Below are 22,586 nucleotides of genomic sequence, written 5' to 3'. Positions count from 1 at the left end.
TGATTACATCGAAATGTTTTATAACAGTAAGCGTCGGCATGGTTCTAGCGAACAGATGTCACCGACAGAATATGAAAACCAGTATTATCAACGGCTCGGAAGTGTCTAGATTATCCGTGGCGATTCAAACTACGAAAAACCTCACACATGATGGTGAGGTTTTATGAGCATGGTAGAGAATCTCAGGAAATGCCACACGTTAAGGAAAATTCTTTTATAACAACCCGTTGGATTAAATGACTAACGAACATTAAGAATATTCAAAAACGCGCGCCGTACCAGCAATATCAATACGCACCGCCGCCCCCGGGTGCCATCCAGGCTGACTGACGGTTTTCAGGGTAATCGGCTCCGTTTGTCCGGCTAACGCCAGCGTCAGCGTGGAGAGCTGGCCGGTGAAATCCACATCAACAATCGATACCGGGCTTTCGTGCGCCGCGCATGCCGTCACGTGCAGTTGCTCAGGGCGCAACATCACTCTGCCCTGCCCCGTCGCCTGGGCGTTGTCCGTGGGCACTTCGCCCAGCGCGCAGAGCGCATAGCCACTGGCGAGCTGAGCAGGCAGGATCACCGCATCCCCCAGGAACAGCGCCGTCTCTTCATCCACGGGCTGGCTATAGACCTGATAAGGCGTGCCGACCTGAGTGAAACGTCCGGATCGCATGACCGCCACCTGCGTGGCAAAGGACAACGCTTCGTTTTGATCGTGAGTAACCAGGATCGAGGCCACGCCCGCTTCCGCCAGCAGGTCAGCCGTGGCCTTACGCGTCATGGCGCGCAGGCCGGTATCCAGCGCCGAGAAGGGTTCATCCAGCAGCATCAGGGAAGGACGCTGCGCCAGCGCGCGGGCAAGCGCCACGCGCTGCTGCTGGCCGCCGGAAATTTCATGCGGCCAGTGCGTGGCGAGTTGTCTGTCAAGCGAGACCATCTCCATCAGTGCTTCCACGCGCTGGCGCTTCTCGTGGCGGGTACCGTCTAATCCCCAGGCAATGTTGTCTGCCACATTAAGATGCGGGAAGAGCGCCCCCTCCTGAGGAACAAAGCCAATTTTACGCAGATGCGCGGGAATAAAGTTGTTCTGATCGAACAGGGTTCGGCCCTGCATCACGATACGTCCGCTATCCGGCGTTTCGAACCCGGCAAGGATACGCAGCAGCGTGGTTTTACCCGACCCTGACGGCCCGACAATCGCCGTCCGGCTTCCCGGCGCGACGCTCAGGTTTAAGCTGTCGAGCACCTGCGCATCGGAAAACGATTTAGAAATGGACGTTAATTCAAGCATCTCATAGCCCTGCAATTTTTTTGGACTGCATATAAAGAATGGCGGTCAGCGGAAGTGAAATCAAAATCATCAGCATGGCGTAAGGCGCAGCGGCAACATAATCGATCTCGCTGGTCAGCGCCCAGAAACCGGTGGACAGCGTGCGCGTTCCCAGCGGGGAGAGCAGCAGCGTCGCCGTCAGTTCGTTACTGACGCCAAGGAAGACCAGCGCCGCCCCTGCCGCCGCACCGGGCGCGGCCAATCGCATGGTGACGCTCCACAATGCCTTCGCGGGCGTGCTGCCCAGACTGCGCGCCACGTTTTCGAGCTCCACCGGCGCCTGGGCAATCCCGGCCCGCAGGTTAATGAGCGCACGGGGCATAAACATCAGCAGATAAGCCAGGAACAGCGTAATTTCGGTCTGATAAATCGGGCGTGCATAGTGAATGGTGACCGTGACCAGCGCGAGGGCGGTGACGATCCCCGGCAGAGAGCTGGTGATGTAAATGCACCCTTCCAGCATCCGGAAGATGCGGTGCGGATAACGGATACCGAGCCAGGCGATGGGAATGACACAGGCGGTGGTCAGCAGCGCGCCGCCCACACCGAGCATCAGCGTCTGGCGCAGCGAGTGCCAGAGATCGGCGCTCATCCAGTTCTGTACGCCGCCAAGCCATATCCAGCGACACAGCACAGTGAGCGGTACGCCCAGCGCCAGCACAATCAGCATGAGGAAAAACAGCTGGCCCAACGCCGCAGCAACAGGCTTTAGCGGCCAGCGCGTCTGTTCACGTGCCGCCCCAGCGCCGATGCGCGCATAACGGGCTTTCCCGCGGGTGACCCCTTCCAGCAGCAAGATGGCCAGACAGCATAGCGCCAGCACCCCCGCCAGCATGTTTGCCGCCGGGCCACTGAATGTCGACTGGAACTGGTCGTAAATGGCGGTGGTGAAGGTATCAAAGCGGATCATCACGTACAGGCCATATTCCGCCAGCAGATGCAGGGCCACCAGCAGCGCGCCGCCGCAAATCGCGAGCTTAAGCTGCGGTAACACCACGCGAAAAAAGACCCGCCACGGCGGCGTGCCGAGCGAAGCGGCAACATCTTCAAGCGTTGGATCCAGACGACGCAGCACCGCCGCCACGGGCATATAGATAAACGGGTAGTAGGCTAACACGGAGAGAAACACGCCCGCAGAAAGCCCATGCATGGAAGGCACCACACTCACCCAGGCGTAGCTTTGTACGAACGCGGGGATGGCCAGCGGGGCCACCGCCAGCGCAGACCAGATCCCCCGCCCGGCCAGCTGAGTACGTTCCGTCAGCCAGGCTATCGCCACGCCGGTGACGATACAGAGTGGCACCGCTAAGGCCGTCAGCCACAGCGTGTTGCTGAGCAGCTCAGCAACACGCGGGCGAAACACCAACGCCTTAATGGTTTCCCAGCCCGTCTCAATGCCTATGGCAATGATAAAGCCCAAAGGCAGAAGCGCCATTAATGAAAACAGGACAGCTAACGCAACCATCGGCAGCGCAGGACGCCTGCGGGCAGGCTCCCGCACTCTGTTTTTGCCGATGTCGAGACTCAGACCAGACATAGGACGTTCACTTTACTCTCAGGATCACAGCAGGCCAGCTTGCGTCATCAGCGCGATGACTTTTTTACTGTTAAGCGTGGAAGGTTCCACTTTCGGTGCATCCAGCTCGTTCAGCGGCACCAGTTTCGGGTTAGAGGCCGCATTCACGCCCACCGCATATTCAAAGGCGTTATTGGTGCGCAGGCTCTCCTGCCCTTCTTTGCCGGTGATGTATTTAATGAAGGCCTGTGCCTGCGCTTTGTGTTTGCTGGACGCCAGCACGCCGCCGCCGGAGAGGCTAACAAAGGCGCCCGGATCCTGGTGTTTGAAGTAATAGAGCTTAGTGTTTTTGCTGTTTTCACCCGTTTTGGACTGATCGACAAAACGGTAGTAGTGATAAATCACCCCGCCATCAATCTGACCGGCGTTAACGGCTTTCATCACGGTGCTGTTGCCTTTATAGGCAACGAAATTGGCTTTCATCGCTTTGAGCCACTCAAGGGTGGCCTGCTCGCCTTTCAGGGCCAGCATTGCGCTGACGATCGCCTGGAAATCGGCTCCTGACGGAGAGGCAGCCCAGCGGCCTTTCCACTCGGGTTTAGCCAGATCCATCAGCGATTTTGGCAGCTGCTGCTCGCTCAGTTTTTCCGGGTTATAGACAAACACCGTGCTGCGAGCGGCAATCCCGATCCAGCGACCGTGTGCCGGACGATACTCCGCCGGTACCTGCTTTAATGTCTCTGCATCTAATGGCGCAAACAGTTTGGCGTTATCAACCAGCACCATTGACGGCGAGTTTTCAGTTAAAAATACATCCGCAGGCGATGCGCTGCCTTCCTGCACCAGCTGGTTGCCCAGCTCGCTGTCATCGCCATTACGCAGCGTGACCTTAATACCCGTTTCTTTGGTAAAACCGTCTACCCACGACTTCACCAGATTTTCATGCTGCGCGTTATAAACAACGATACCTTCGTTGTTATCAGCGGCAACCGATTGAGTTGAAAGGAAAAGTGATGAAGACAACAGGGCAAGCGAGAAGCATGACAGCAGGCGAGAATTCATGAACATATCCTTAATAGACCAACGTGATAAACAACAAAGGGCTGTGTGGGACAGGATTAAAGCATACAACAACGCTAATGATAATTACTATCAATCGAGTTTAGACGTAAAAGTGTAAAATTCGTTTTTAGCAGATTTTAGAATGATAAAAACCCAAATTTTAATGCGAGATAATTTTTAGATTAAGAAAACCTTAAGCCTGCCAACAATGAAATTCATTAGTCTTCTATTTATTCTGACGCGAAGGTAAATGTGTTATTCATGCCCGCGGCATATATAAAAAAAGCCCCGATGCTTCGGGGCTTTTTATGCTTATCCGGAGGCAGCCAAATTTATAAGGCCACTATTTTAAAAAGCATCACACAGACGCGTGAGGGGCGTACATCGGATAGGTGAAGAACAATAAATGCACGCAGTTCAGCCCAAAATGGAAGAACGTTGCAACCCAGAGCCTGCCGCTCCACATCCACGCCAGGCCGTAAATAATACCGGAGAGGCTGGCAAAAATAATCAGCAGTAAACCGCCGCTATAATGCATTAGCCCAAAAATGAGTGAGACAATCAACAGTGCTACAACAGGATGCACAACCCGGGACAAGCGCTGCTGCAGATAGCCTCTGAACAAGGCTTCCTCGGCCAAAGAGACGAAGAAAATATTCGCAAGGGCAAATTGAGCAAACCATTCTGGCGCATGCGGCTCAATTCTCAGTCCGCCCAACGCAACAGCCGGAAGTAACAGCGCGGGTATCGCCAATACCAATATTCCCCAGCCTACCTTGCCAGCTTTATAAAGGGGTTTTGCTACGAATAACGTTGGCATGCACGTAATTAAAAAGAACGGCACCACTGCCTTGTCCATATTAAAGTACATACTGAACGGCATGCTTTGCGGACCAACAACGACAGCGTCCAGTACCTTCGGGTTATGGAAGCCAGGGATCGCATGCAAAACTAGGGCAACGGCGATGACCACGCACAGGCCCTCGACCAGATAAGTATATTTATTATTTTTATTACGTAGCCATTCAACAACAGACCAGCCAATAACGATTAATGCAATCACCAGCAGCGCCGGGGCGTCAAGAATGCTCTGTTTCCAGCCGAGAAATGCCGTTAACCCCAGCATCAGGTAAGCCAGGCTTTTATTCAGGGAAAGTGCGGCAAGCGAAGTTGCGAGTAGATACCACATAAATGTCCTTCATGATTGGCATGTACAACAGTGAAATGAATGTCGTGCCGGAGGCATCCCACGGGGAAGCCATAAATAGGGTGCCGACTACCGGAATCGAACGGATGACCTACGGATTACACGTCAGTTGCTCTACCTACTGAGCTAAGTCGGCGTTGGTCCGCCACCGGAGCCTCGAACCCCGTACTACAACATCCTGGTTGTCGCTCTTCCCGATGAGCTAGTGGCGGTATGGTGGCCCTGACTGGAACTACACCAATGACCGGTCGATGGCGGAACAAACGTTCTGACCGACAGGCTACAGAGCCGGGTTCAGAATGATACACATCTGGAATTAACCACGCAAATCAGACGGTTAGAAGCGGGCACAGAGTGAAGGATCGGTAGCGGTTGGTCGGTCTGGGGAAGAGTGGGCTGGATTACCCTGTAGGATTGAATATTAAAAATCAACTCATTGAAAATGAATTGAATTATCACATTCAATAATCCTACATCCCCCTAAAGCCCCCATATTCGTCTGCATGGATACTGCGCCAGGAATCATCACGGGAATCCGTAATCAATTACAGCATTACGCCAACAAAATTTTATACGATGGCATAGTTTATGGCGGGGCAACTCGCAAACAAAAATACGCATATATATTCAGAAAACGTTGTTCTGGTTGTTCCAAATAGCGAAATTGGTACAACTGAGGAGGAAAAAATGAAACTAGCGGTTGGGAAGAAAGAGCTTCTAACTATAGTGCCTTTGTCACTGAGCACTATCTACAGGCTGGAAAAGAATGGAGGATTTCCGAAGCGTTGGTACATTACAGATGGGCGCTGTGCCTAGAACGCTGAAGAGGTTGAGCGCTGGCTTGATGAGCGTCAGGCTGCCAACCAAACAGTAAATATTGAACAGGAGGATGCATGGCATTCAATAACATTGAGTTCAACGCCATCAAAATGGAAGTGAAGCAATTTGTTGAAAGCATTCGACCACCAGTCCACATCCGTTCTAAGCTGGATATCGTCTACAGCATCAGCGACCAGACCGTAGAGATTGGTCAGTTACGACCTGTATGGCGAGGTGAACCAGGTGAAACGCACATTCTTCCAAACGTCAGAATCAGATACGTCCGCTCACAGGACAGATGGAAACTCTACTGGATGCGCAAGGATTTGAAATGGCATCTATACAGTACTGAGCTTTCGCTGACGGATGCACTTGAGCTTGTGCGTGCAGACCCGGATTATTGCTTCTTCGGATGACGAAAGAGGCATCTGCGTGATGAAAGAAGTCACAGAGATATGGCCTTTCTTGTTGGATGGAATTACAGGTGTGAAAAAATCAGCTGTAATCTGATCATTTTGTTGAAGTTTTTTTAGCCTGTTACCTCAAGCGTTTTCCAAAGAAAATGATCGCCATAGCACGACGCACACGTGATCGCGGGCTGCAACCTTAACCACACTGGGCAGCCCACTACTGCTTATAAGTGGTTTCTCGGCCACCAAAGCCGGCACGTTGAACAACCGCGTGAAATGCTAAAAATTGTTTCTGGGCGTCGCCAGCAAGTAAAGCATGGAGAAAAACAAGGATCCCCAATATACCGAGTCATATCGATAGGGATCAAAATCAATATGCAAAAATCCTCTTACAAAATCGTATCCATTTGCAAAAATGTTTATCTGAATGGATGCAATAGCGATTACAAATACCATATAAGCAATAAACAATGGATATTTATGAAGCCTATTAACTTTTAACTTCCCCAAATAAAGCAAGAAAAAAACCACAATAGACACAATGAAATAGACCACAGCAGGCCAGATCGGTGGATAAAGCGAAAATTCTAAATCTTGTGACATAATCAGTTCTCTTTAGCTATCTGGTACATCTGCCAACCTGTAATGTTACTACTGGTCGCATCAAGTGTAATTGCGGTTTTAGATGCCTCTTGCCAGCCTCTGATATAATCAGATTGGATATTGTGAAACAAACTCCATGACTTTTCTCTGGAAGCCAGAACTTTTCTACCTGCACCGTATGCTGATAAAGAGAGATCAATTACACCGTAAATTAAATCTGCTTGATTATTACCATAACCCAGCTTTTTTGCAGCAAATCTGTACGCTTCTCTCACGGATCCTGATTGTTCTTCACGGAAAAGAAGATAGTACCCGTTTTCGTATACATTATTTAACCCATGAGCAATCATCGGAGCCCCGTATGCAGCACAAGCTAACCCAAGCGATCCAACGCATAAACTAGCCCCACCATAAACTTGTGCTCCGCCTGCAACAAAGCCAATCTGCTTGAGAGCTATAGTCGTTGTTGTTGCCTGATTTTTCTCGACAACTATAAACATTTTTGCTCGGTTAAAGGTAAGCAGATCATCCTGTTCGCGGAGATGTCGTATCTGTTCGTCAAGGATTTGAGTCCCTCCGAGAAAGGTAAGGCAGTGGGATTCGATCTCTCTTTTCAAATGCCCCACGAGCTGTTGAATCTCAAAAAACAGACCAGAAGTACCATAAAATAAATGTTTTGCGGAAATTTGCTCTGTAAGAAGCTCAATTTCTCGCACTTTATGCTCAAACCGATTTTTGTCACGGTTATGGTTATACATTCGACCTCCATGTCACAAATACTTTTCAATAATAATACATTCGTTCAGACGACAATCAATAGCTCTTTATGTATCAGCAGTTGCGACAGTCAGAACGGGAAATTTTTTATACAAAGTACACACAGCCACATCATAAATTATCGCTACTTGCTTCCTGTCCACGCCATTCGCTATTAGTCGCCCTACATGCGCCCATTGCTCCTGAGTCAGCTTCGGACGCCTCCCACCTATTATCCCCTTTGCCCTGCCATGGCTAAAACTGCTCTCGTTCTTTCAATTATATTTTCTCTTTCCATCTCAGCCGCAGTACTTAGCATTGTGTATGCGAATCGGCCGATTGAAGTACTGATCCTTATTCCTTCGGTGATTGAGACAAATTCAATATTATTAGCCCGAATTAGCGCAGTAAATCGATGAGGTGTATGCGTGAGCGTCCAAGCCGATCCTGCTTCCAGACAATGACAGTGTCACCTGGCCGCAATAACTTCATCTTCTTATCCAGCCCCGGCCGTTTCGACTTCGGCGTACCGCTGTCCGTTCTGCAGGAAACTGGAGGATGAGAGTCTATCGAAATGGTCACCTGGCACCGAACCAATTAAGCGAACACGCACGGAAAATTGATGACATTTTTGGCAACCATGACACAAATACGACACAAGGAGAAAATCAGGCTGGTTTGAAACTGGCGTAAGCGCCTGTTTTTAAATGGCACGCCCTGTAGGATTCGAACCTACGACCTACGGCTTAGAAGGCCGTTGCTCTATCCAACTGAGCTAAGGGCGCACTGAGAAGAGTGAACTTCGCGGTGGTGAAACGCGAAGAATTATACGGTCAATGGCAGGTGAGTCAATGCCTTTTCCGTTTTCACCTCCGATTAGGGCTAGCTGATTGTAAATATGGCTGTTTTTTCAACATTCCCGGCCTTTCTTTCGTAGAATTTAGCGCTGCGAAAAGGCTTAGCTGCATTTAAGTAACGCCTGCTGTTTTCCTGAGCGCCAGCTCGTCACACTAGTGTGAGGTATCCCGGCCGCCTGGAGGCTGACAGACAACAGGACAATGGAGTGACAGCGCAAAACCTGATCGATACGTCCCCCGGCTTACAGCACCTCTCTCAGGACATTGCGGGCATCAAACTTGAGCCTATCGTCGCCCTCTCCTCGCAGCGCCAGGTTGGGGTGGAAGTGCTGAGCGTTCTGTCAGCAAGAGAGCAAAGCGAAGCATTTTTCAACGATCGGTCTGCGGAGTGGTCACTTACGCTGCTTGAAGCGCAACTTGTCGCGCTAAAAAATACCCCGCACTGTCATAATCTTTACGTCAATCTGCCGATAACCGTATTAACGCAGCCGGATGCCTTTCAGCGGCTTCTCCGGCTGCCTGCCGCACCGCTGAATATAGAAATTGTCGACCCGGCACGCTTTCTGGCGCTGTCTGACACAAAACGGCAGGACGTTCACCAGCGCCTGCTGCAGCTCAGAAGACAAGGCCACGGTATCTGGCTGGATGATATTGATGAAGCGATCGTCCAACCGTTTTTGTCCTGCCGGCTGCCGTTAACCGGCATAAAAATCGACAAGGAAGCATTCTGGCGTTTACGCGCCACCCCTGCGCTCGGGCAACTGGTGACACGTTGCTTTCAGCTTGCCGACAACGTGCTTATTGAAGGTATTGAGACTGAAAAGGATCATAGCCGGGCACGACAGGCAGGAGCAGGACTCGGCCAGGGGTACTACTGGCCGTCCTGGACATGGCCGGAGGAATAAAAAGCCATTTCCAGGAGGGAAGCCATGCGAATGACAGTGCGCCGTTACCGGCGGCGGCGTACAGGAAGTGATGCACTGGGATTTACGCACTCGCCTTTTGCTCCCCCCTTTTTCGACCGGCTCGAATTTTTGAGCCAGTCCATCCACCAACATCGCAAAACAGACGCGCCCTTTATTATTCTGGTCACGGAAGATCATTTCCTGCGCACCGGTTTTCTGAACGGCCAGTTTCCCCTGAGCAGCTGTAGCGACTACCCGACGCTGGACGAAGCCTTTCAGGCGCTCAACCAGTGGCCTGCAGCCCGTCTGGTGGTAGATATTGAAAGCCGCACCACGGCGCTTATGGAAAAGCTGGATCAGCTGAGAAGACACAGCCTGTATCCGCCCTTTCTCACGCCGTATCTGTTGGTCAGGGCGGATAATTACGACACCCGTCTGTTCTGTAAAGCGGCGGGGCCGTTTCATGTCCTTGAACGCCAGTCAACGGCGGCGGCACTCCAGCACAGCCTGATGGACATCAGCCCTCCACAGGGCTCCAGTAAAGAGTGGTTCTCTCGCGGCGAGTGGCCCATTTTACAGGAGCTGTCGCGGGGGAAGTCACTACGTCAGATCGCCCTGCTGCAGAATCGCTCCTACAGCCGCATTATCTATCGCCTGAGCTGCATTCTGGTGAAGCTCGGGCTTAGCCATCGCCAGGAACTGCTGCATCTTCTCAATAATCTCTCCGACTGCCCGTTTTACTCTTAACCTAACCCCTTATTTCCTAAAGATCTTTAGGAAGTTACTTACTGAAAATGTTAATTTTATGTTATCTGTTAACATAAATCTCGAAATTACAACTATTCCTAATTTCTGACTCTGAACCACGTGAAATATTAAAGAATAAGTAAAGCGCAGCACTTTCATCCATGCGTTAAGGGATTGATGGTTCCGTTAACAGGATGATAATGATGTAAAAACAAGCAATTTGGTTGCACGCCCCTGGCGCTTAAAGCGAAGGCCGCAGAAGATTTTGCTCTTCCGGCATAGTATTTTTCTGATATCGGGGGGAGGTATCGGGATGAGGATGAGACGCGCTATCTGTGCAAATTCACGCCACTTCAGCAGCAGGTGAGACGTTTTACTGCCCCGTCATTTCATTAACAACTTTGCAACATATAGTGGTATCTGTTATTTTTTGTTATTACATAAAGATGAAAAGATGCGGTAAATGGAATAACAGGACATTTCCGCTAAATTTAAAAAAATAGCCATTCAGATCCAGAAGATAATACAAATCAATAATCATGAATTAATCTGCAGGCTTTTCGGAGAAAACTTACACGGTATAATAAGACGCGTACCAATTATGAATAAGAAAAACCTTTTTGCCGCCACCAGCCAAATGAGATGACCGCGCTGAGGCAATGACATTACCACTACGTTAACAAGGATGCTTTCGCTCTTTCCAGGGAAATACCACCCTATAAGGATCTGCAAATTTATCCTTCCGGCATTTCGAGAGTTTGAACCAAACTCAGCATAACGCTTTTAACAATCTGAGGCATAAAAAATGAAACCGGCATCCGTTATCATTATGGACGAACATCCTATCGTCAGAATGTCGATAGAAGTCCTGCTACAGAAAAATAAAAATATCACAGTCAAACTGAAGTCTGGCGACAGCCATGAAGTTCTCGACTGTATCCGCAATCACGCCATCGATCTGGTGATCCTGGACATTGAACTTACGGGCACCGATGGCTTCGCTTTATTGAAAAGAATCAGAAACTTAAACAAAGACATAAAGGTCCTGTTCCTCTCTTCCAAATCGGAGTCCTTTTACGCGGGCCGCGCCATCCGCGCCGGGGCAAATGGGTTTGTCAGTAAACGAAAAGATTTAGGTGAGATCTACAACGCCGTGGAAATGATTCTGATGGGCTATTCTTTTTTCCCGTCGGAAACGTTGAACTTTATTAATCACCTGGGCTCAGGGAAAGGGATGGCATCCGATATGCCATTATCGAACCGTGAGGTCACCGTACTGCGGTATCTGGCGAATGGCTTATCGAATAAGGAAATTGCCGAACAGCTGCTATTAAGCAACAAAACCATTAGCGCGCACAAATCCAATATTTATTCCAAGCTCGGTGTGCAAAGCATTGTGGAATTAATTGATTACGCCAAGGCACACGAGCTGCTATAACCTGAATTCACTCCCTGCAGTTTATCTGAGTTGCAGGGAGTGCGGTCAGCGCTAATTATAATTAATCATAAATGTGGCATCCGCATCGGCGCGTCCGGGTCGGGGGTTATCCGCTGTGGCAATATAATTAGCATAAAATGACAACACGGCATTACCCTGCGCATCTACCGCCACCGGCTGGCTGGCCTGCTGTAACGCAAGACGTGTTTTATCCGCATCCCTGATCTCCACCGCGACGTTATTCGCCGTACTGGCGTCATTCAACGCCAGCAATCCGCTGTCACTCCCGTCAGTTTTCCCGGAAAACGTAATTGATGCCGAGCCTGGCGGACAGCCTGTCAGCTTCAGCGTGAAGGGCATGGGCTGCGTGCGGCTCCCCGTGGTGCTGAGCTGCTTCGTCGGCCAGGTGCCCAGTGTGACGGTTTTGTCGCTGTCGCTGCCCTCTGCCACACAGGTAAAATCAACGATATTGCCGTACATCTGAATATTGATCTCGCCCAGCGCTGTGGCTGACCACGCGTTTGCCTGACACATCGTCAGGGCCAGCGCAGCGAAAGGCCATTTCCAGTTCCCCATCTCTTCCCCTTAATCGTAATCCACGCGCAGATAGCCGCGAGAGGTGAACCGGCCTTCTGCTGGCTTATTCCCCGTAATGCTCACCGGCCAGACCCGGATCCCCACCTGCGCCTGCGCGCTGTCATCCAGACGGAACGGAATTTTGCTGTTCAGGTTGTTAGGCGTCAGAGGCGTACCGCTATCGTTCGCCACGACAAACCCTAAATCCGGGTTATCGGAAACCAGCGCATTGCCCGAGATTTTTTCCGCCTCGATGCGCATCGTCAGATACGCATTGGCCTCCACATTGGTGCACTTAATGGCAATGGTTTTGCTTTGTGGTGAGACGTTCTGAGGACGATTGCCGGCCCCCGCCTGGCTGAACAACGACGCGCCAATATCACCAAAATCAAACTCCACCACCTGCCCGGCGTTAATCGCACAGCTTTGTGGTACCTGAATGGTGCCGCTGTAGCTGATGGTATAGACCGGCGTATTCAGCGGATCGGATGACGTGGTGGTGACATAGACGGTGAACATGGTCTGCTGGGGGATCACCACCATGTTGATAAACCGCCGTGTGACCCGCAGACGAAAGACCAGCTTCGAATCGGTGACAGGAAACGCTTTGTTGTTCGGAACGTTAGGGTGCTGCCCCATCTGAATATAATTTGACGGTGGATAGAAGGTGCCCGCGTAGTCATCGTGGATCTGCATTGCGCCATCAAGGTAGTCATTCAGCTTCACATACTTATAGCCATCAATTACCGTCGTTATCGGCAGGCTGGTGACATAACTACGCATCGTGGACTTTCCGGTTGTTCCTTTAGGGCAAATGGCGTTCACGCCCACCAGCCCGGATTTTTGCGCAAGGGTCACAATCTGCCCCGGTTTGTTATTGGAACTGTTAAAGACGTTTGAAAGATCGTATGAGATATCCTTCGGCACGCCCGTGGCGTTCTGGCAAACCGTCGCCCAAGCGGGCATCGTGCTGCAGAGCAGCGCTAAGCTAAACACATTGCGTAAACTGCGCATCTTTGGGTTCCTGTTAACGGTCACAGCTTGCCCCCGCCATGGTAATGGCCTGGTTTTGGCTTTCAGGCGATAAACGATAGTGCGCACGACACTGGGACTGCATCCCATTGCCCCACTGAATAAGCAACTCCCCTTCCAGCGGCAGCCCGCTCAGGTAAATCTGCCCGTCATCGCCCACCATACTGGTGACCCCGCTCTGGGTTTCACGGACCACGGCACCAAACGGCACAGGCTGGTTGCCGCGGGTCACGGTCAGCAGGGCACGCACGCCGATACGGGTATCGAAGCTGGCGCGCACCAGCGCACCTTTGGTCGGTACTACGCTGCTGACGTTATTTTCGATGTCGGTGTTGTTACTCATGGAGTTGGTATCCAGCGCCACGCGGTTATAGCGGTAGACGGTGGCATACGGCATGACCGCGTAGCCTCGCCAGTCGGTTTTCACCCCGGTCTGGTTTTCCACGCTGACGCCCGAGGCTCCCGGCGCTTTGATCAGAACGTTAGTGTCGCCCAGCGGCTGGCTGAAGGTGACGCCGTCGGCATGGCCCACCACCCCACCGGAGAGCTGCCAGTTGAGATCGTGCTGATCGCGCGCGTAGTTGTAGCCCACCCCCAGCGTGCCGTAGGTCGCCTGCCAGTTTGCGCTGGCGCTACCGCTTGAGCCGTTGGTGCTGGTGTGCCCCTGCGTAACGCTGTAGTTCAGGTTGCGATCTTCCAGCAGGGTGCCGCTGACCCCGGTTTGCCAGCTGGTATCACCGTCGCTGTTGCGGCTGGCTGAGGCCGTGGCGTAAGCGCGATCGATGGCGCTGTCCCGGCGATATCCCTGACGGGTAAAGAGGCTGAACGGCACCGAGACGTTAAAGGACGCGATCCGGTCCGTGCCCTCTATCCCGACGGACTTGTTCCACGACCATGACAGGGAGTAGTTGATCCCTTTTACACCTCCGGCATAGCCGAGCTGATACCAGAGGTTAGACTGGCTGGTGCCCCAGTAGGTCTGCTCGCTGCCGGAGACATAGACTGAGCCGTAATCACCCAGCGACTGAGAGATATTGAGCTGGAAGCGCCCTTTTTTATTCCACGTCAGGTTGTGATAGCTCTGCACGTCCGGCACGCCGTCATCATCCTTGCTGTCGGCATACTGATAGCCTTCCATCGAACGCCAGGCCACATCATCCAGGGTGTAAAACCCTTTAGTGGAGTAGCGATAGCCCAGCAGCTGGAAGTTGGTGCCGAATCCGTTGAGTGATTTTGCATACAGGAAACGCAGGGACTGGCCCTCATGGCGGCTGTCGTCCGCCAGCTGGCTGCGGGCATGGGTGATATCGACCGACACAGCCCCCCAGTCACCGAGGTTTTTCCCGGCGCCAATGGCCACCGCGGTATAGCGCGACGCCAGCTGCGTACCGCCGTAGAGCGTGTAACCATTGGCCAGACCGGTAATCAGCGTGCCCTGGGTGAAGAACGGCGTGTCCTGATCGCTGTTACCGCTGCGGTAATCCCCGGCCACGAGGTCATACTTCCAGCGACCTTCACGCTGCAACAGCGGCACGGTGGAGTACGGCACGGTATAGCGTTGCTGGCTGCCGTCCTTCTCTTCTACGGTCACTTCCAGATCGCCGCTTGAAGAGGTAGGGTTCAGATCGGTAATGGCAAACGCGCCAGGCTGGACATAGCTCTGGTAGATAACATAGCCGTTCTGGCGAACAACCACTTTGGCCGGGGTACGGGCGATACCGCGCACGGTTGGCGCGTAGCCCTGCAGGCTGTCCGGGTACATGCTGTCGGACGAGAAAAGCCGCCCGCCGCGGAAACCGACGCTGTCAAAGACATCATTGCCGGTATTGCTGTCGCCCAGCACCAGCTCGCTTTTGAGCGGAATGACGGTGCGCTGCGCCCAGGTGCCGATGTTCTGCCAGTTACTGTGCCGCTGACCGTTGTTTTGCGTATAACGCCAGGCGCCGTTATTGCGTAAACGCCAGGCGCCATAGTTCAGCCCGCTCTGCAGGTTCAGATAGTAGCTGTCATCCTCGCTTCCCCGGTTGCCGGTAAAGCTGTAGTTCAACAGCGCGGCGGGGATCCCTTCATCCCACTGTTCAGGCGGGATATAGCCACGGGCGCTGTTCTGCATCGCCACCTGCGGCAGGCTGATATTCAGACGCTGCGAGGCGAAGTTAAATGCGACCAGACTGCCGGGGATCGCTGTCGCCAGCGGGACACAGGTGTCGTCCTGCACCTTTACCAGCTCGGGAAACGCGGCGAGGTTAACGCCAAACCGTTCCAGCATTTTACGTGTGATGCACGGCGCCAGTCCGCCCGCCACCGGTGGCGTATCGTCGGCCTGCTCAAAGCGCACGTCCTGGGTCGCGATAAACTCATCGTTACGCCAGATATCCACGCGATACACGCCGGGTGCCTGCTGGTGACCTTGTTCAAAACGCGATAAATCCGCCACGCTGGCGGTATCATCGGACAAAAAGGCCGGGTTAAAGTAGCTTTCGCTCCAGCCCGACTGCGGCCAGAGCGTTGCCATCAGCGCCAGTGCAACCGGGCAGTAACGCCATTGATGATTATTCATCGCCCTGACTCTGCTCACAGGTTGACGCTACGCGCCGGAGTAATGGCACCGTAGTCATTGACGCTCTGCCAGGAGAGCGTACCGCCCGCACCAGCCGGCAGCGCCTGCTGTGCCGAATTTTTTGGCGCAATCATGATGTTATCCAGCGTCTGTCCGCCCAGCTTCAGATTGACCAGCGTGATGTAATACGGTGAGGCGTTGCTGATCTTCAGATGCGAGCCAACGCGCTCAAAGCGCAGCTGAGAGAGCGCCTCTTCCGGCTGCATTGCCAGGTTATTCGGGCGCACAAAAAGCTTGATACGCGACAGGATGGCCAGTTGCAGCACGTTGTTGTTTTCGGTTTTGGCTTTGTTCACTGACGGGATCGCTTTCACGTTCATGTAAAACAGCGATTCACGATCGGCGGGCAACGCAGGCCCGGCGTAAATAATGCGCAGCGTGTTTTCGCTGTCCGGCTCGCTGACAAACAGGGGTGGCGTGACGGCAAAGGTTTTTTCTTTTTGCCCGTTTGCGTTTTCGATCCACGCGTTAATTAAATAGCGTTCTTGCTTGTTACTGTTGGTGATCGCCAGTGAAGTTTGTTTAGCATCTGCCGGATAAATAACGCGCGTGGCTCCAAGTGCAATACCGCCGGACGCATTCGCGCTTGCAGAAACCATCATTAAAATAAACGATAAAATCAGTCCTGGTTTAATTAGGGTATTCATCAAAACCGTACCTTTAATAATGTGTTCGCAGGTGTTATGGATAAATCAACGTAAACCAGACATCCGACTGAATATTGCCTGGCACAAGGTGTTCGGAAATAGCCCGATATCGGGCGCTAAAATGAAACGCAAGCTCGCGGGTATCAATGGGCAGCCAGCTGACCGCCGTGGCGTTGGGGATTATCTGACGCTGCTGTTCGTCAAAGAGAGCCAGCCCCACCCCGCTGCTGATGGGTGTTTCACCGGGGCGCGATGTTGCCAGAAAAACCTGCGGGTCTTCCGCGGGCGTGATGCCCTGGAACTGGATCCCGACGGTGCGTGAGACATCCACGCTGCAATCCAGCAGCCGCACGGTAAAAGGCACATTAACGGTGGAAAAACTGCCCACCCCGGAAAACGAGTTGGTCCGGTATTGTCCCATATCGATGCGCATATTCTGGCTGTCCGGCGCCACGGCGCAGCCGCCGTTCACCAGTTCACCCCGGAGGTGTACTTTGCCGCCGTCAATCACCACCGTATGGGCGAATGCCTGGGAAGCCATCGCAAGGGTTAACAGCAGTAGTGTTCCTGTCCTTGTCATCCTTCGTTCCTGGCCTGAGCGTATGACGGGCCTCATCCCTGAGGCCAAAACATCCCTGTACGGAGGAATTATTCGTATTTCATAACGAAAGTGGCGTCAGCGTTTGCCTGGCCTGGTTCAGTGGTCGCAGCAGTGGCTTTATAACGCGCGCTGAAGTTCAGGGTGTTGGTGCCCTGGATCAGGTTCTGCGCAGCAGAGAAAGTGGCACCGTCTGGCGTCAGAACGCTGGATTTGCTGTCGAGGATCTCGATACCAACACCTTTCGCGGTGTTGTCGTTGCTACCTGAAGTCACTGCCAGCAGGGTTTTGTCAGTTGCGTCGATCTGACCGGTGAACGCCACAGCAGCCGTTTTCGCCACCAGCGGATCGCAATCGTTCAGTTCGATGGTGAATGGAATATTGGTGGTGGTATCACCCACTTTGGTGAATTTCGCGGTACGGTACTGACCGAGATTAACAGTCTGCTCGGAAGAATCGGTATTTACTGAACATGCAGCATTAACCAGTTCACCTTTAAAATGCACGGTACCGCCATTTACGGAAACTGGCGTAACCGGATCGGCAGCGTGAGCGGCACCCGCGACCAGGGCCAGTGAAGCAATAACAGTAGAAGCAATGTTGCTGAGTTTCATGTCTATTCCTTTAAAATGTAAATAACCCTTCCCGCGAATAATCGGGAATAAGAAATACGTTCAATTGAAAAATTGAAAGCTTATTTCGGAGGAGACAAAGTAGCTCAGGAAACTATTTTTAAATATGTCAAAACGCTGCCATTTTACCAGGTCACATCCTAATCCTGCCTAAGAAATTGACCATCATCCGGGAAGGGTCTTTACGCCCGCCGGAGGAAAACTCGCAAAGGGTGACTGACAGCGGCGCTCGCTTCTGACAAAATACAGGCCATCCCCCCTTTCAAACGTTACAGACGGAATCTTCTCTCTGATGGCAGCAAAGATTATTGACGGTAAAACGATTGCGCAGCAGGTGCGCTCTGAGGTCGCGGAAAAAGTGAAGGCGCGTAAAGCGGCTGGATTTCGCGCACCAGGGCTCGCCGTTGTGCTGGTTGGTAGCAACCCGGCATCGCAGATTTATGTCGGCAGCAAACGCAAAGCGTGTGAAGAGGTGGGGTTCGTCTCCCGCTCTTACGATTTGCCAGAAACCACCACCGAAGCAGAATTGCTGGAACTTATTGACACCCTGAATGCCGATAAAGAGATCGACGGTATTCTGGTCCAGCTGCCGCTGCCGGCAGGCATCGACAACGTGAAGGTACTGGAGCGTATCGCGCCGGATAAAGACGTGGACGGTTTCCACCCGTATAACGTTGGCCGTCTGTGCCAGCGCGCGCCGCGCCTGCGTCCCTGCACCCCACGCGGCATCGTGACGCTGCTGGAGCGTTATAACATTGACACCTACGGACTGAACGCCGTAGTCATTGGCGCCTCCAACATCGTGGGCCGTCCGATGAGCATGGAGCTGCTGCTGGCCGGTTGCACCACCACCGTGACCCACCGCTTCACCAAAAACCTGCGTCATCACGTCGAGAATGCCGATCTGCTGATCGTCGCGGTCGGTAAGCCGGGCTTCATTCCCGGGGAATGGATTAAGGAAGGGGCGATTGTCGTGGACGTCGGGATTAACCGTCTGGAAAACGGCAAAGTGGTTGGCGACGTGGTTTATGAAGATGCCGCAGCGCGTGCCTCTTACATCACCCCGGTACCGGGCGGCGTAGGCCCAATGACCGTAGCAACCCTGATTCAGAATACCTTGCAGGCATGCGAGGAGTATCACGACGTAGAGGACGCGTAACATGGCGACATTTTCATTAGGTAAACATCCACACGTTGAGCTGTGCGATCTGCTGAAGCTGGAAGGCTGGAGCGAGAGCGGTGCGCAGGCCAAGATTGCCATTGCCGACGGGCTGGTTTTCGTCGACGGCGTGGTAGAAACGCGTAAGCGCTGCAAGATTGTTGCCGGTCAGACCGTCAGCTTTGAAGGTCAGAGCGTGACCGTTACGGCCTGAGCCGTCTGATGCCCTCACCCTAACCCTCTCCCGGCCGGGAGAGGGGATAACAATCCCCGCACACCTATCACGGTTAATTATCGATCAACTTCAAATAATCACTATTTCATCTGTTGAAAAGTGAAAATTGAGTTGCGCGTTTTTCACGCTTTGCCCACGATAAGTAGAACGTTCTACTAAAACGTTCTACTTACAATAACAGCGCCAAAAAAAGCGCTTCTCGGGGGAAATCAGCATGAGTCTGATATCAGGGTTTGTTAAATCGCTGTCTAAGTTATCGATGATTGGTCGCGCCTTAATGCTGCCAATTTCACTGCTTCCCGCTGCGGGCCTGCTGCTGGCCTTTGGCGATAAGTTTCATCTGCCGCTGATGATGAACGCGGGTGGGGTTATCTTTGATAACCTGCCAATGCTGTTTGCCATTGGCTCCGCCGTGGGTCTGGCATCGGAATCCGGCATTGCCGCACTGTCTGCCGCCGTCTCGGTGTTTGTTACTAATATCACCATCAGCACCGTGCTGAGCATTACGCCGGAAATGGCCTCTCAGGGAGGCAAATACGCCATGGTGGTCGGCATCCCGACGCTGCAGATGGGCGTCTTTGGCGGGCTTATCTGCGGTATTCTGGCGGCGTGGTGCTATAACCGTTTCCACACCATGCAGCTGCCGGAGTTCCTTGGCTTCTTCTCCGGCAAACGCTTTGTGGCGATTGCCACGGCGTTTCTCTCGTTCCTGCTCGGTCTGCTGCTGCCCTACGTCTGGCAACACATTCAGGCAGGCATCGACGCGCTCTCCGTGGTGGTGAACGGCGATAATCAGGCCGCCTCAACCTTTATCTTCGGTCTGGTCGAACGCGCCCTCATCCCGCTCGGTCTGCACCATATCTGGTATCCCTCTTTCTGGTATTCATTTGGTGATTACACCACTCAGGCGGGCCAGGTGATCCACGGCGACCAGACCATCTGGTTCAAGATGCTGGAAGAAGGGGTGAAATCCTTCAGCAGCGACACCTACCAGAACGCCGGTAAGTTCATGCAGGGTGAATTCCCGCTGATGCTGTTTGCCCTGCCTGCGGCGTGTCTGGCGATGTATCATGAAGCGCATACCAAAAATAAAAAAATCGCGGCCGGTATTCTGTTCTCGGCGGCACTCACCTGCTTCCTGACGGGGATCACCGAGCCGGTGGAGTTCACGTTCATCTTCGTCGCGCCGATCCTCTACGTCTTTAACGCCATTATGGCGGGCCTGGCGTACATGACCATGTATCTGCTGCACGCCCATATCGCCAAGTCGTTCTCGGCAGGCTTTATCGATTATCTGTCATTCGGGATCCTGCCGTCATTCAACGGCTATCAGACCAACTTCCTCAATGCCATTATCATTGGTATTCCGATGGGCCTGATTTATTACTTCACCTTCCGTTTCGTGATCCGTCGCTTTGACGTGAAAACGCCGGGCCGTACCGAAGTGACCGCCAGCGCGGATGATAAATCCGATTCTGAACTCGCCACCGAAATCATTACCCTGCTGGGCGGTGCGCACAACATCGATTCCGTTGGCTCCTGTATCACCCGTCTGCGCCTGGAAGTGGCAAAAAGTGATGCGGTGGATAAAGATGGCCTGAACGGACTCGGCGCTCGCGGCGTGGTCTTCGTGGGTGATAACGGAATTCAGGTGATTTTCGGTGCCAGAGCACAGTTTATCGCCCAGACCATGTCCACCATGATTGGCAAATAATAAGATGCCGGAACGACACGTCTCCTGTAGGCTGAGAGACGTGTCGTATCTGGCTGATAATCGGTAAATTTCAGGGAGCGGTTTTGAAGAAAGTCAGCATCATTGATGTCGCAAAGCACGCGGGTGTGTCGGTCTCTACCGTATCGCTGGTGCTGCGCCAGAAAGGGAAAATCTCCGAAGCAACGATCGAGAAGGTCAATGCCGCCATCACGACGCTGGGCTATGTTCATAACGTTGCCGCTGCTAACCTTCGCGCCAACACCTCCAACCTGATCGGCCTGATCCTGCGTGATTTCAGCGACAGTTTTTCCATCAAAGTCATGGCGAGTATCGTCCAGGAGCTGGAGAAGCAGGGCTATATGGTTTTTCTCGGCCAGCCGCTGAACGATCGGGAGCATTTAGAGCGCACCCTGCTCTCCTTTAAGCAACAGGGCGTGGCGGGCGTGATCTATCTCGCGTCGGATACGCGCTCCCCAACCCTGCCGGAGCAGATCCGCCAGTGTCCTCTGCCGCTGGTGGTGGTCTCGCAGTCTCTGCTGGATGAAAAATGCAACCTGGTGATGCGCGATAACCGTCAGGCGGCGAACCTGGCCGCACGCTATCTTATCGAGCGCGGGCACCGCAACATCGCCTACATTGGCGGACGGGAAGGCTGCCTTATTCGCGAACAACGCCTGCTTGGATTTCGCAGCGCAATGACCCAGAACGGGCTGGTGTGGCGCGATGAAAGCTCCCCGGCCTGCAGCGATGACACGCAAGCCGCCGCAATGGCGACCCGCCAGCTGCTTGAGAAAAACAACACCATCACCGCCCTGCTCTGCCATTCACCGGATGCGATGATCGGCTGCATTAGCGGCATTCATCAGGTGGGCCGTACCGTGGGAAAAGACGTGTTTCTGACGCAGCAGGTCGCGCTGGTGGGCTTTGAAGATATGCTGCACGTCAACCTGACCTCGCCGTCGTTTACCTATGTCTCCTCCGCCAGTGACGAGACAGGCCGCCAGGCGGCGGGTCTTATCATCCGTAAGCTGAAAGAGCCAGAGCTGCAGACGCAGCGCATTACCCTCTCCGGCCAGCTTATCGCGCGGGAATCGGCGTAAAAATCGGAATTTAGCACAGGTCAGTTTCAGCGAAATCGCTGCTATATTCCCATGATTTGTCATGGAAAATTACGATGCCTACCGTTATCACTCACGCTGCTGTTCCGCTTTGCCTGGGCTTAGGCCTGGGAACCCGGGTTATTCCTCCCCGCCTGCTTTTCGCCGGTGTCGTGCTCGCGATGCTGCCCGATGCCGACGTGCTGGCGTTTAAGTTCGGCGTTGCTTACGGCAATGTTTTCGGCCATCGCGGCTTTACCCATTCACTGCTGTTTGCCTTCGTGGTGCCGATACTCTGCGTACTGGTCGGGCGACGATGGTTCAGGGCAAGTTTGACGCGCTGCTGGCTGTTTTTAACCGTGTCGCTGCTGTCGCACAGCCTGCTGGATTCCGTCACCACCGGCGGCAAGGGCGTCGGCTGGCTGTGGCCGTGGTCAGATGAACGGTTCTTTGCGCCGTGGCAGGTGATTAAGGTCGCCCCGTTTGCCCTGTCGCGCTATACCACGCCGTACGGGCATCAGGTGATTATCTCTGAACTACTGTGGGTGTGGCTGCCGGGAGTGGTGCTGATGGGGTTGTTGTGGTGGCGACGGAGGTAAAAAAGCCGGGTGGCGGCTACGCCTTACCCGGCCTAC

Annotated in this window: 21 protein-coding genes, 1 tRNA gene and 3 pseudogenes; 12 read left to right on the top strand and 13 right to left on the bottom strand. The window is 53.1% G+C overall.

The window, feature by feature from the left end; genetic code table 11:
* Positions 1–109 (top strand): IS3 family transposase (locus PUZ33_RS13520; protein ID WP_131729156.1); only part of this gene is annotated, 109 nt, incomplete at its 5' end.
* Positions 110–250: 141 nt separating this feature from the next.
* Here the strand turns inward: PUZ33_RS13520 and PUZ33_RS13515 are convergent.
* The 4 genes from PUZ33_RS13515 to PUZ33_RS13500 form a co-directional block, all read right to left on the bottom strand.
* On the bottom strand, positions 251–1,282 hold the full coding sequence (locus PUZ33_RS13515; RefSeq protein WP_040021458.1) for an ABC transporter ATP-binding protein: 1,032 nt from the start codon (positions 1,280–1,282) through the stop codon (positions 251–253).
* 1 nt (position 1,283) lies between these two features.
* Positions 1,284–2,858: an ABC transporter permease gene (locus tag PUZ33_RS13510; protein WP_058681151.1), complete on the bottom strand. Its 1,575-nt coding sequence runs from the start codon at positions 2,856–2,858 to the stop codon at positions 1,284–1,286.
* A gap of 24 nt (positions 2,859–2,882) precedes the next feature.
* The gene (locus PUZ33_RS13505; RefSeq protein ID WP_058681152.1) at positions 2,883–3,899 is read right to left on the bottom strand and encodes an iron ABC transporter substrate-binding protein; all 1,017 of its coding nucleotides are present in this window, start codon (positions 3,897–3,899) and stop codon (positions 2,883–2,885) included.
* 358 nt (positions 3,900–4,257) lie between these two features.
* Entirely contained in the window at positions 4,258–5,088 is an 831-nt protein-coding gene (locus PUZ33_RS13500) for a CPBP family intramembrane glutamic endopeptidase (protein WP_058681153.1), read from the bottom strand.
* A 705-nt stretch (positions 5,089–5,793) separates the two neighbouring features.
* Between PUZ33_RS13500 and PUZ33_RS13495 the strand changes: the two are divergent.
* Positions 5,794–5,919: pseudogene (locus PUZ33_RS13495) on the top strand (helix-turn-helix transcriptional regulator); the annotation flags it as partial.
* Positions 5,920–5,999: 80 nt separating this feature from the next.
* Complete coding sequence (locus PUZ33_RS13490) at positions 6,000–6,341, top strand: DUF3024 domain-containing protein (protein WP_058681154.1); 342 nt, start codon at positions 6,000–6,002, stop codon at positions 6,339–6,341.
* A 599-nt stretch (positions 6,342–6,940) separates the two neighbouring features.
* On the opposite strand, the gene PUZ33_RS13485 is transcribed toward PUZ33_RS13490, so the two are convergent.
* Both PUZ33_RS13485 and PUZ33_RS13480 read right to left on the bottom strand, forming a co-directional pair.
* Positions 6,941–7,696: a DUF4225 domain-containing protein gene (locus PUZ33_RS13485; RefSeq protein ID WP_058681155.1), complete on the bottom strand. Its 756-nt coding sequence runs from the start codon at positions 7,694–7,696 to the stop codon at positions 6,941–6,943.
* Between the two features lie 66 nt (positions 7,697–7,762).
* A pseudogene (locus tag PUZ33_RS13480) lies at positions 7,763–8,216 on the bottom strand (recombinase family protein); the annotation flags it as partial.
* Position 8,217: 1 nt separating this feature from the next.
* Here PUZ33_RS13480 and PUZ33_RS13475 point away from each other — a divergent pair.
* A pseudogene (locus tag PUZ33_RS13475) lies at positions 8,218–8,387 on the top strand (integrase); the annotation flags it as partial.
* 15 nt (positions 8,388–8,402) lie between these two features.
* Here PUZ33_RS13475 and PUZ33_RS13470 read toward each other — a convergent pair.
* A tRNA-Arg gene (locus PUZ33_RS13470) sits at positions 8,403–8,479 on the bottom strand.
* Between the two features lie 278 nt (positions 8,480–8,757).
* On the opposite strand from PUZ33_RS13470, the gene PUZ33_RS13465 reads away from it, so the two are divergent.
* The 3 genes from PUZ33_RS13465 (at position 8,758) to fimZ (ending at position 11,641) form a co-directional block, all read left to right on the top strand.
* On the top strand, positions 8,758–9,456 hold the full coding sequence (locus PUZ33_RS13465) for an EAL domain-containing protein (protein WP_058681156.1): 699 nt from the start codon (positions 8,758–8,760) through the stop codon (positions 9,454–9,456).
* Between the two features lie 24 nt (positions 9,457–9,480).
* Entirely contained in the window at positions 9,481–10,203 is a 723-nt protein-coding gene (locus PUZ33_RS13460; protein ID WP_058681157.1) for a helix-turn-helix transcriptional regulator, read from the top strand.
* An 805-nt stretch (positions 10,204–11,008) separates the two neighbouring features.
* Positions 11,009–11,641: a fimbria biosynthesis transcriptional regulator FimZ gene (gene fimZ / locus PUZ33_RS13455; RefSeq protein ID WP_013095936.1), complete on the top strand. Its 633-nt coding sequence runs from the start codon at positions 11,009–11,011 to the stop codon at positions 11,639–11,641.
* A gap of 51 nt (positions 11,642–11,692) precedes the next feature.
* Here fimZ and sfmF read toward each other — a convergent pair whose 3' ends face one another.
* The 6 genes from sfmF to fimA all read right to left on the bottom strand — a co-directional run bounded on the left by sfmF (position 11,693) and on the right by fimA (position 17,728).
* Positions 11,693–12,217: a fimbria assembly protein gene (gene sfmF, locus PUZ33_RS13450; RefSeq protein WP_013095935.1), complete on the bottom strand. Its 525-nt coding sequence runs from the start codon at positions 12,215–12,217 to the stop codon at positions 11,693–11,695.
* A gap of 9 nt (positions 12,218–12,226) precedes the next feature.
* Complete coding sequence (gene fimH / locus PUZ33_RS13445) at positions 12,227–13,231, bottom strand: type 1 fimbria D-mannose specific adhesin FimH (RefSeq protein ID WP_058681158.1); 1,005 nt, start codon at positions 13,229–13,231, stop codon at positions 12,227–12,229.
* A gap of 13 nt (positions 13,232–13,244) precedes the next feature.
* Complete coding sequence (locus PUZ33_RS13440) at positions 13,245–15,809, bottom strand: fimbrial biogenesis usher protein (protein ID WP_013095933.1); 2,565 nt, start codon at positions 15,807–15,809, stop codon at positions 13,245–13,247.
* Positions 15,810–15,823: 14 nt separating this feature from the next.
* The gene (gene fimC, locus PUZ33_RS13435) at positions 15,824–16,516 is read right to left on the bottom strand and encodes a type 1 fimbria chaperone FimC (protein ID WP_013095932.1); all 693 of its coding nucleotides are present in this window, start codon (positions 16,514–16,516) and stop codon (positions 15,824–15,826) included.
* A gap of 34 nt (positions 16,517–16,550) precedes the next feature.
* Positions 16,551–17,096, bottom strand: a complete 546-nt coding sequence (fimI, locus tag PUZ33_RS13430; RefSeq protein WP_013095931.1) for a type 1 fimbrial protein subunit FimI — start codon at positions 17,094–17,096, stop codon at positions 16,551–16,553.
* Positions 17,097–17,164: 68 nt separating this feature from the next.
* Positions 17,165–17,728: a type 1 fimbrial major subunit FimA gene (gene fimA, locus PUZ33_RS13425; protein WP_013095930.1), complete on the bottom strand. Its 564-nt coding sequence runs from the start codon at positions 17,726–17,728 to the stop codon at positions 17,165–17,167.
* Positions 17,729–18,038: 310 nt separating this feature from the next.
* Here fimA and folD point away from each other — a divergent pair, with 310 nt between their 5' ends.
* From folD to PUZ33_RS13400, 5 genes are all read left to right on the top strand, one after another.
* On the top strand, positions 18,039–18,905 hold the full coding sequence (gene folD / locus PUZ33_RS13420; protein WP_013095929.1) for a bifunctional methylenetetrahydrofolate dehydrogenase/methenyltetrahydrofolate cyclohydrolase FolD: 867 nt from the start codon (positions 18,039–18,041) through the stop codon (positions 18,903–18,905).
* 1 nt (position 18,906) lies between these two features.
* Complete coding sequence (gene ybcJ, locus PUZ33_RS13415; protein WP_013095928.1) at positions 18,907–19,119, top strand: ribosome-associated protein YbcJ; 213 nt, start codon at positions 18,907–18,909, stop codon at positions 19,117–19,119.
* 235 nt (positions 19,120–19,354) lie between these two features.
* Entirely contained in the window at positions 19,355–20,854 is a 1,500-nt protein-coding gene (locus tag PUZ33_RS13410) for a PTS transporter subunit EIIC (protein WP_014830936.1), read from the top strand.
* An 83-nt stretch (positions 20,855–20,937) separates the two neighbouring features.
* Positions 20,938–21,954 carry a Mal regulon transcriptional regulator MalI gene (malI, locus tag PUZ33_RS13405; protein ID WP_058681159.1) on the top strand — a complete coding sequence of 339 codons (1,017 nt, stop codon included), beginning with the start codon at positions 20,938–20,940 and terminating at the stop codon, positions 21,952–21,954.
* 74 nt (positions 21,955–22,028) lie between these two features.
* Positions 22,029–22,550: a metal-dependent hydrolase gene (locus PUZ33_RS13400; RefSeq protein WP_029882624.1), complete on the top strand. Its 522-nt coding sequence runs from the start codon at positions 22,029–22,031 to the stop codon at positions 22,548–22,550.
* Positions 22,551–22,586: the final 36 nt, after the last annotated feature.

Source organism: Enterobacter cloacae complex sp. 2022EL-00981, from assembly GCF_028737495.1.
Lineage (GTDB): Bacteria > Pseudomonadota > Gammaproteobacteria > Enterobacterales > Enterobacteriaceae > Enterobacter > Enterobacter cloacae.
Note: the sequence above shows the minus strand (reverse complement) of the source record. Positions and strands in the feature narration are given on the sequence as shown.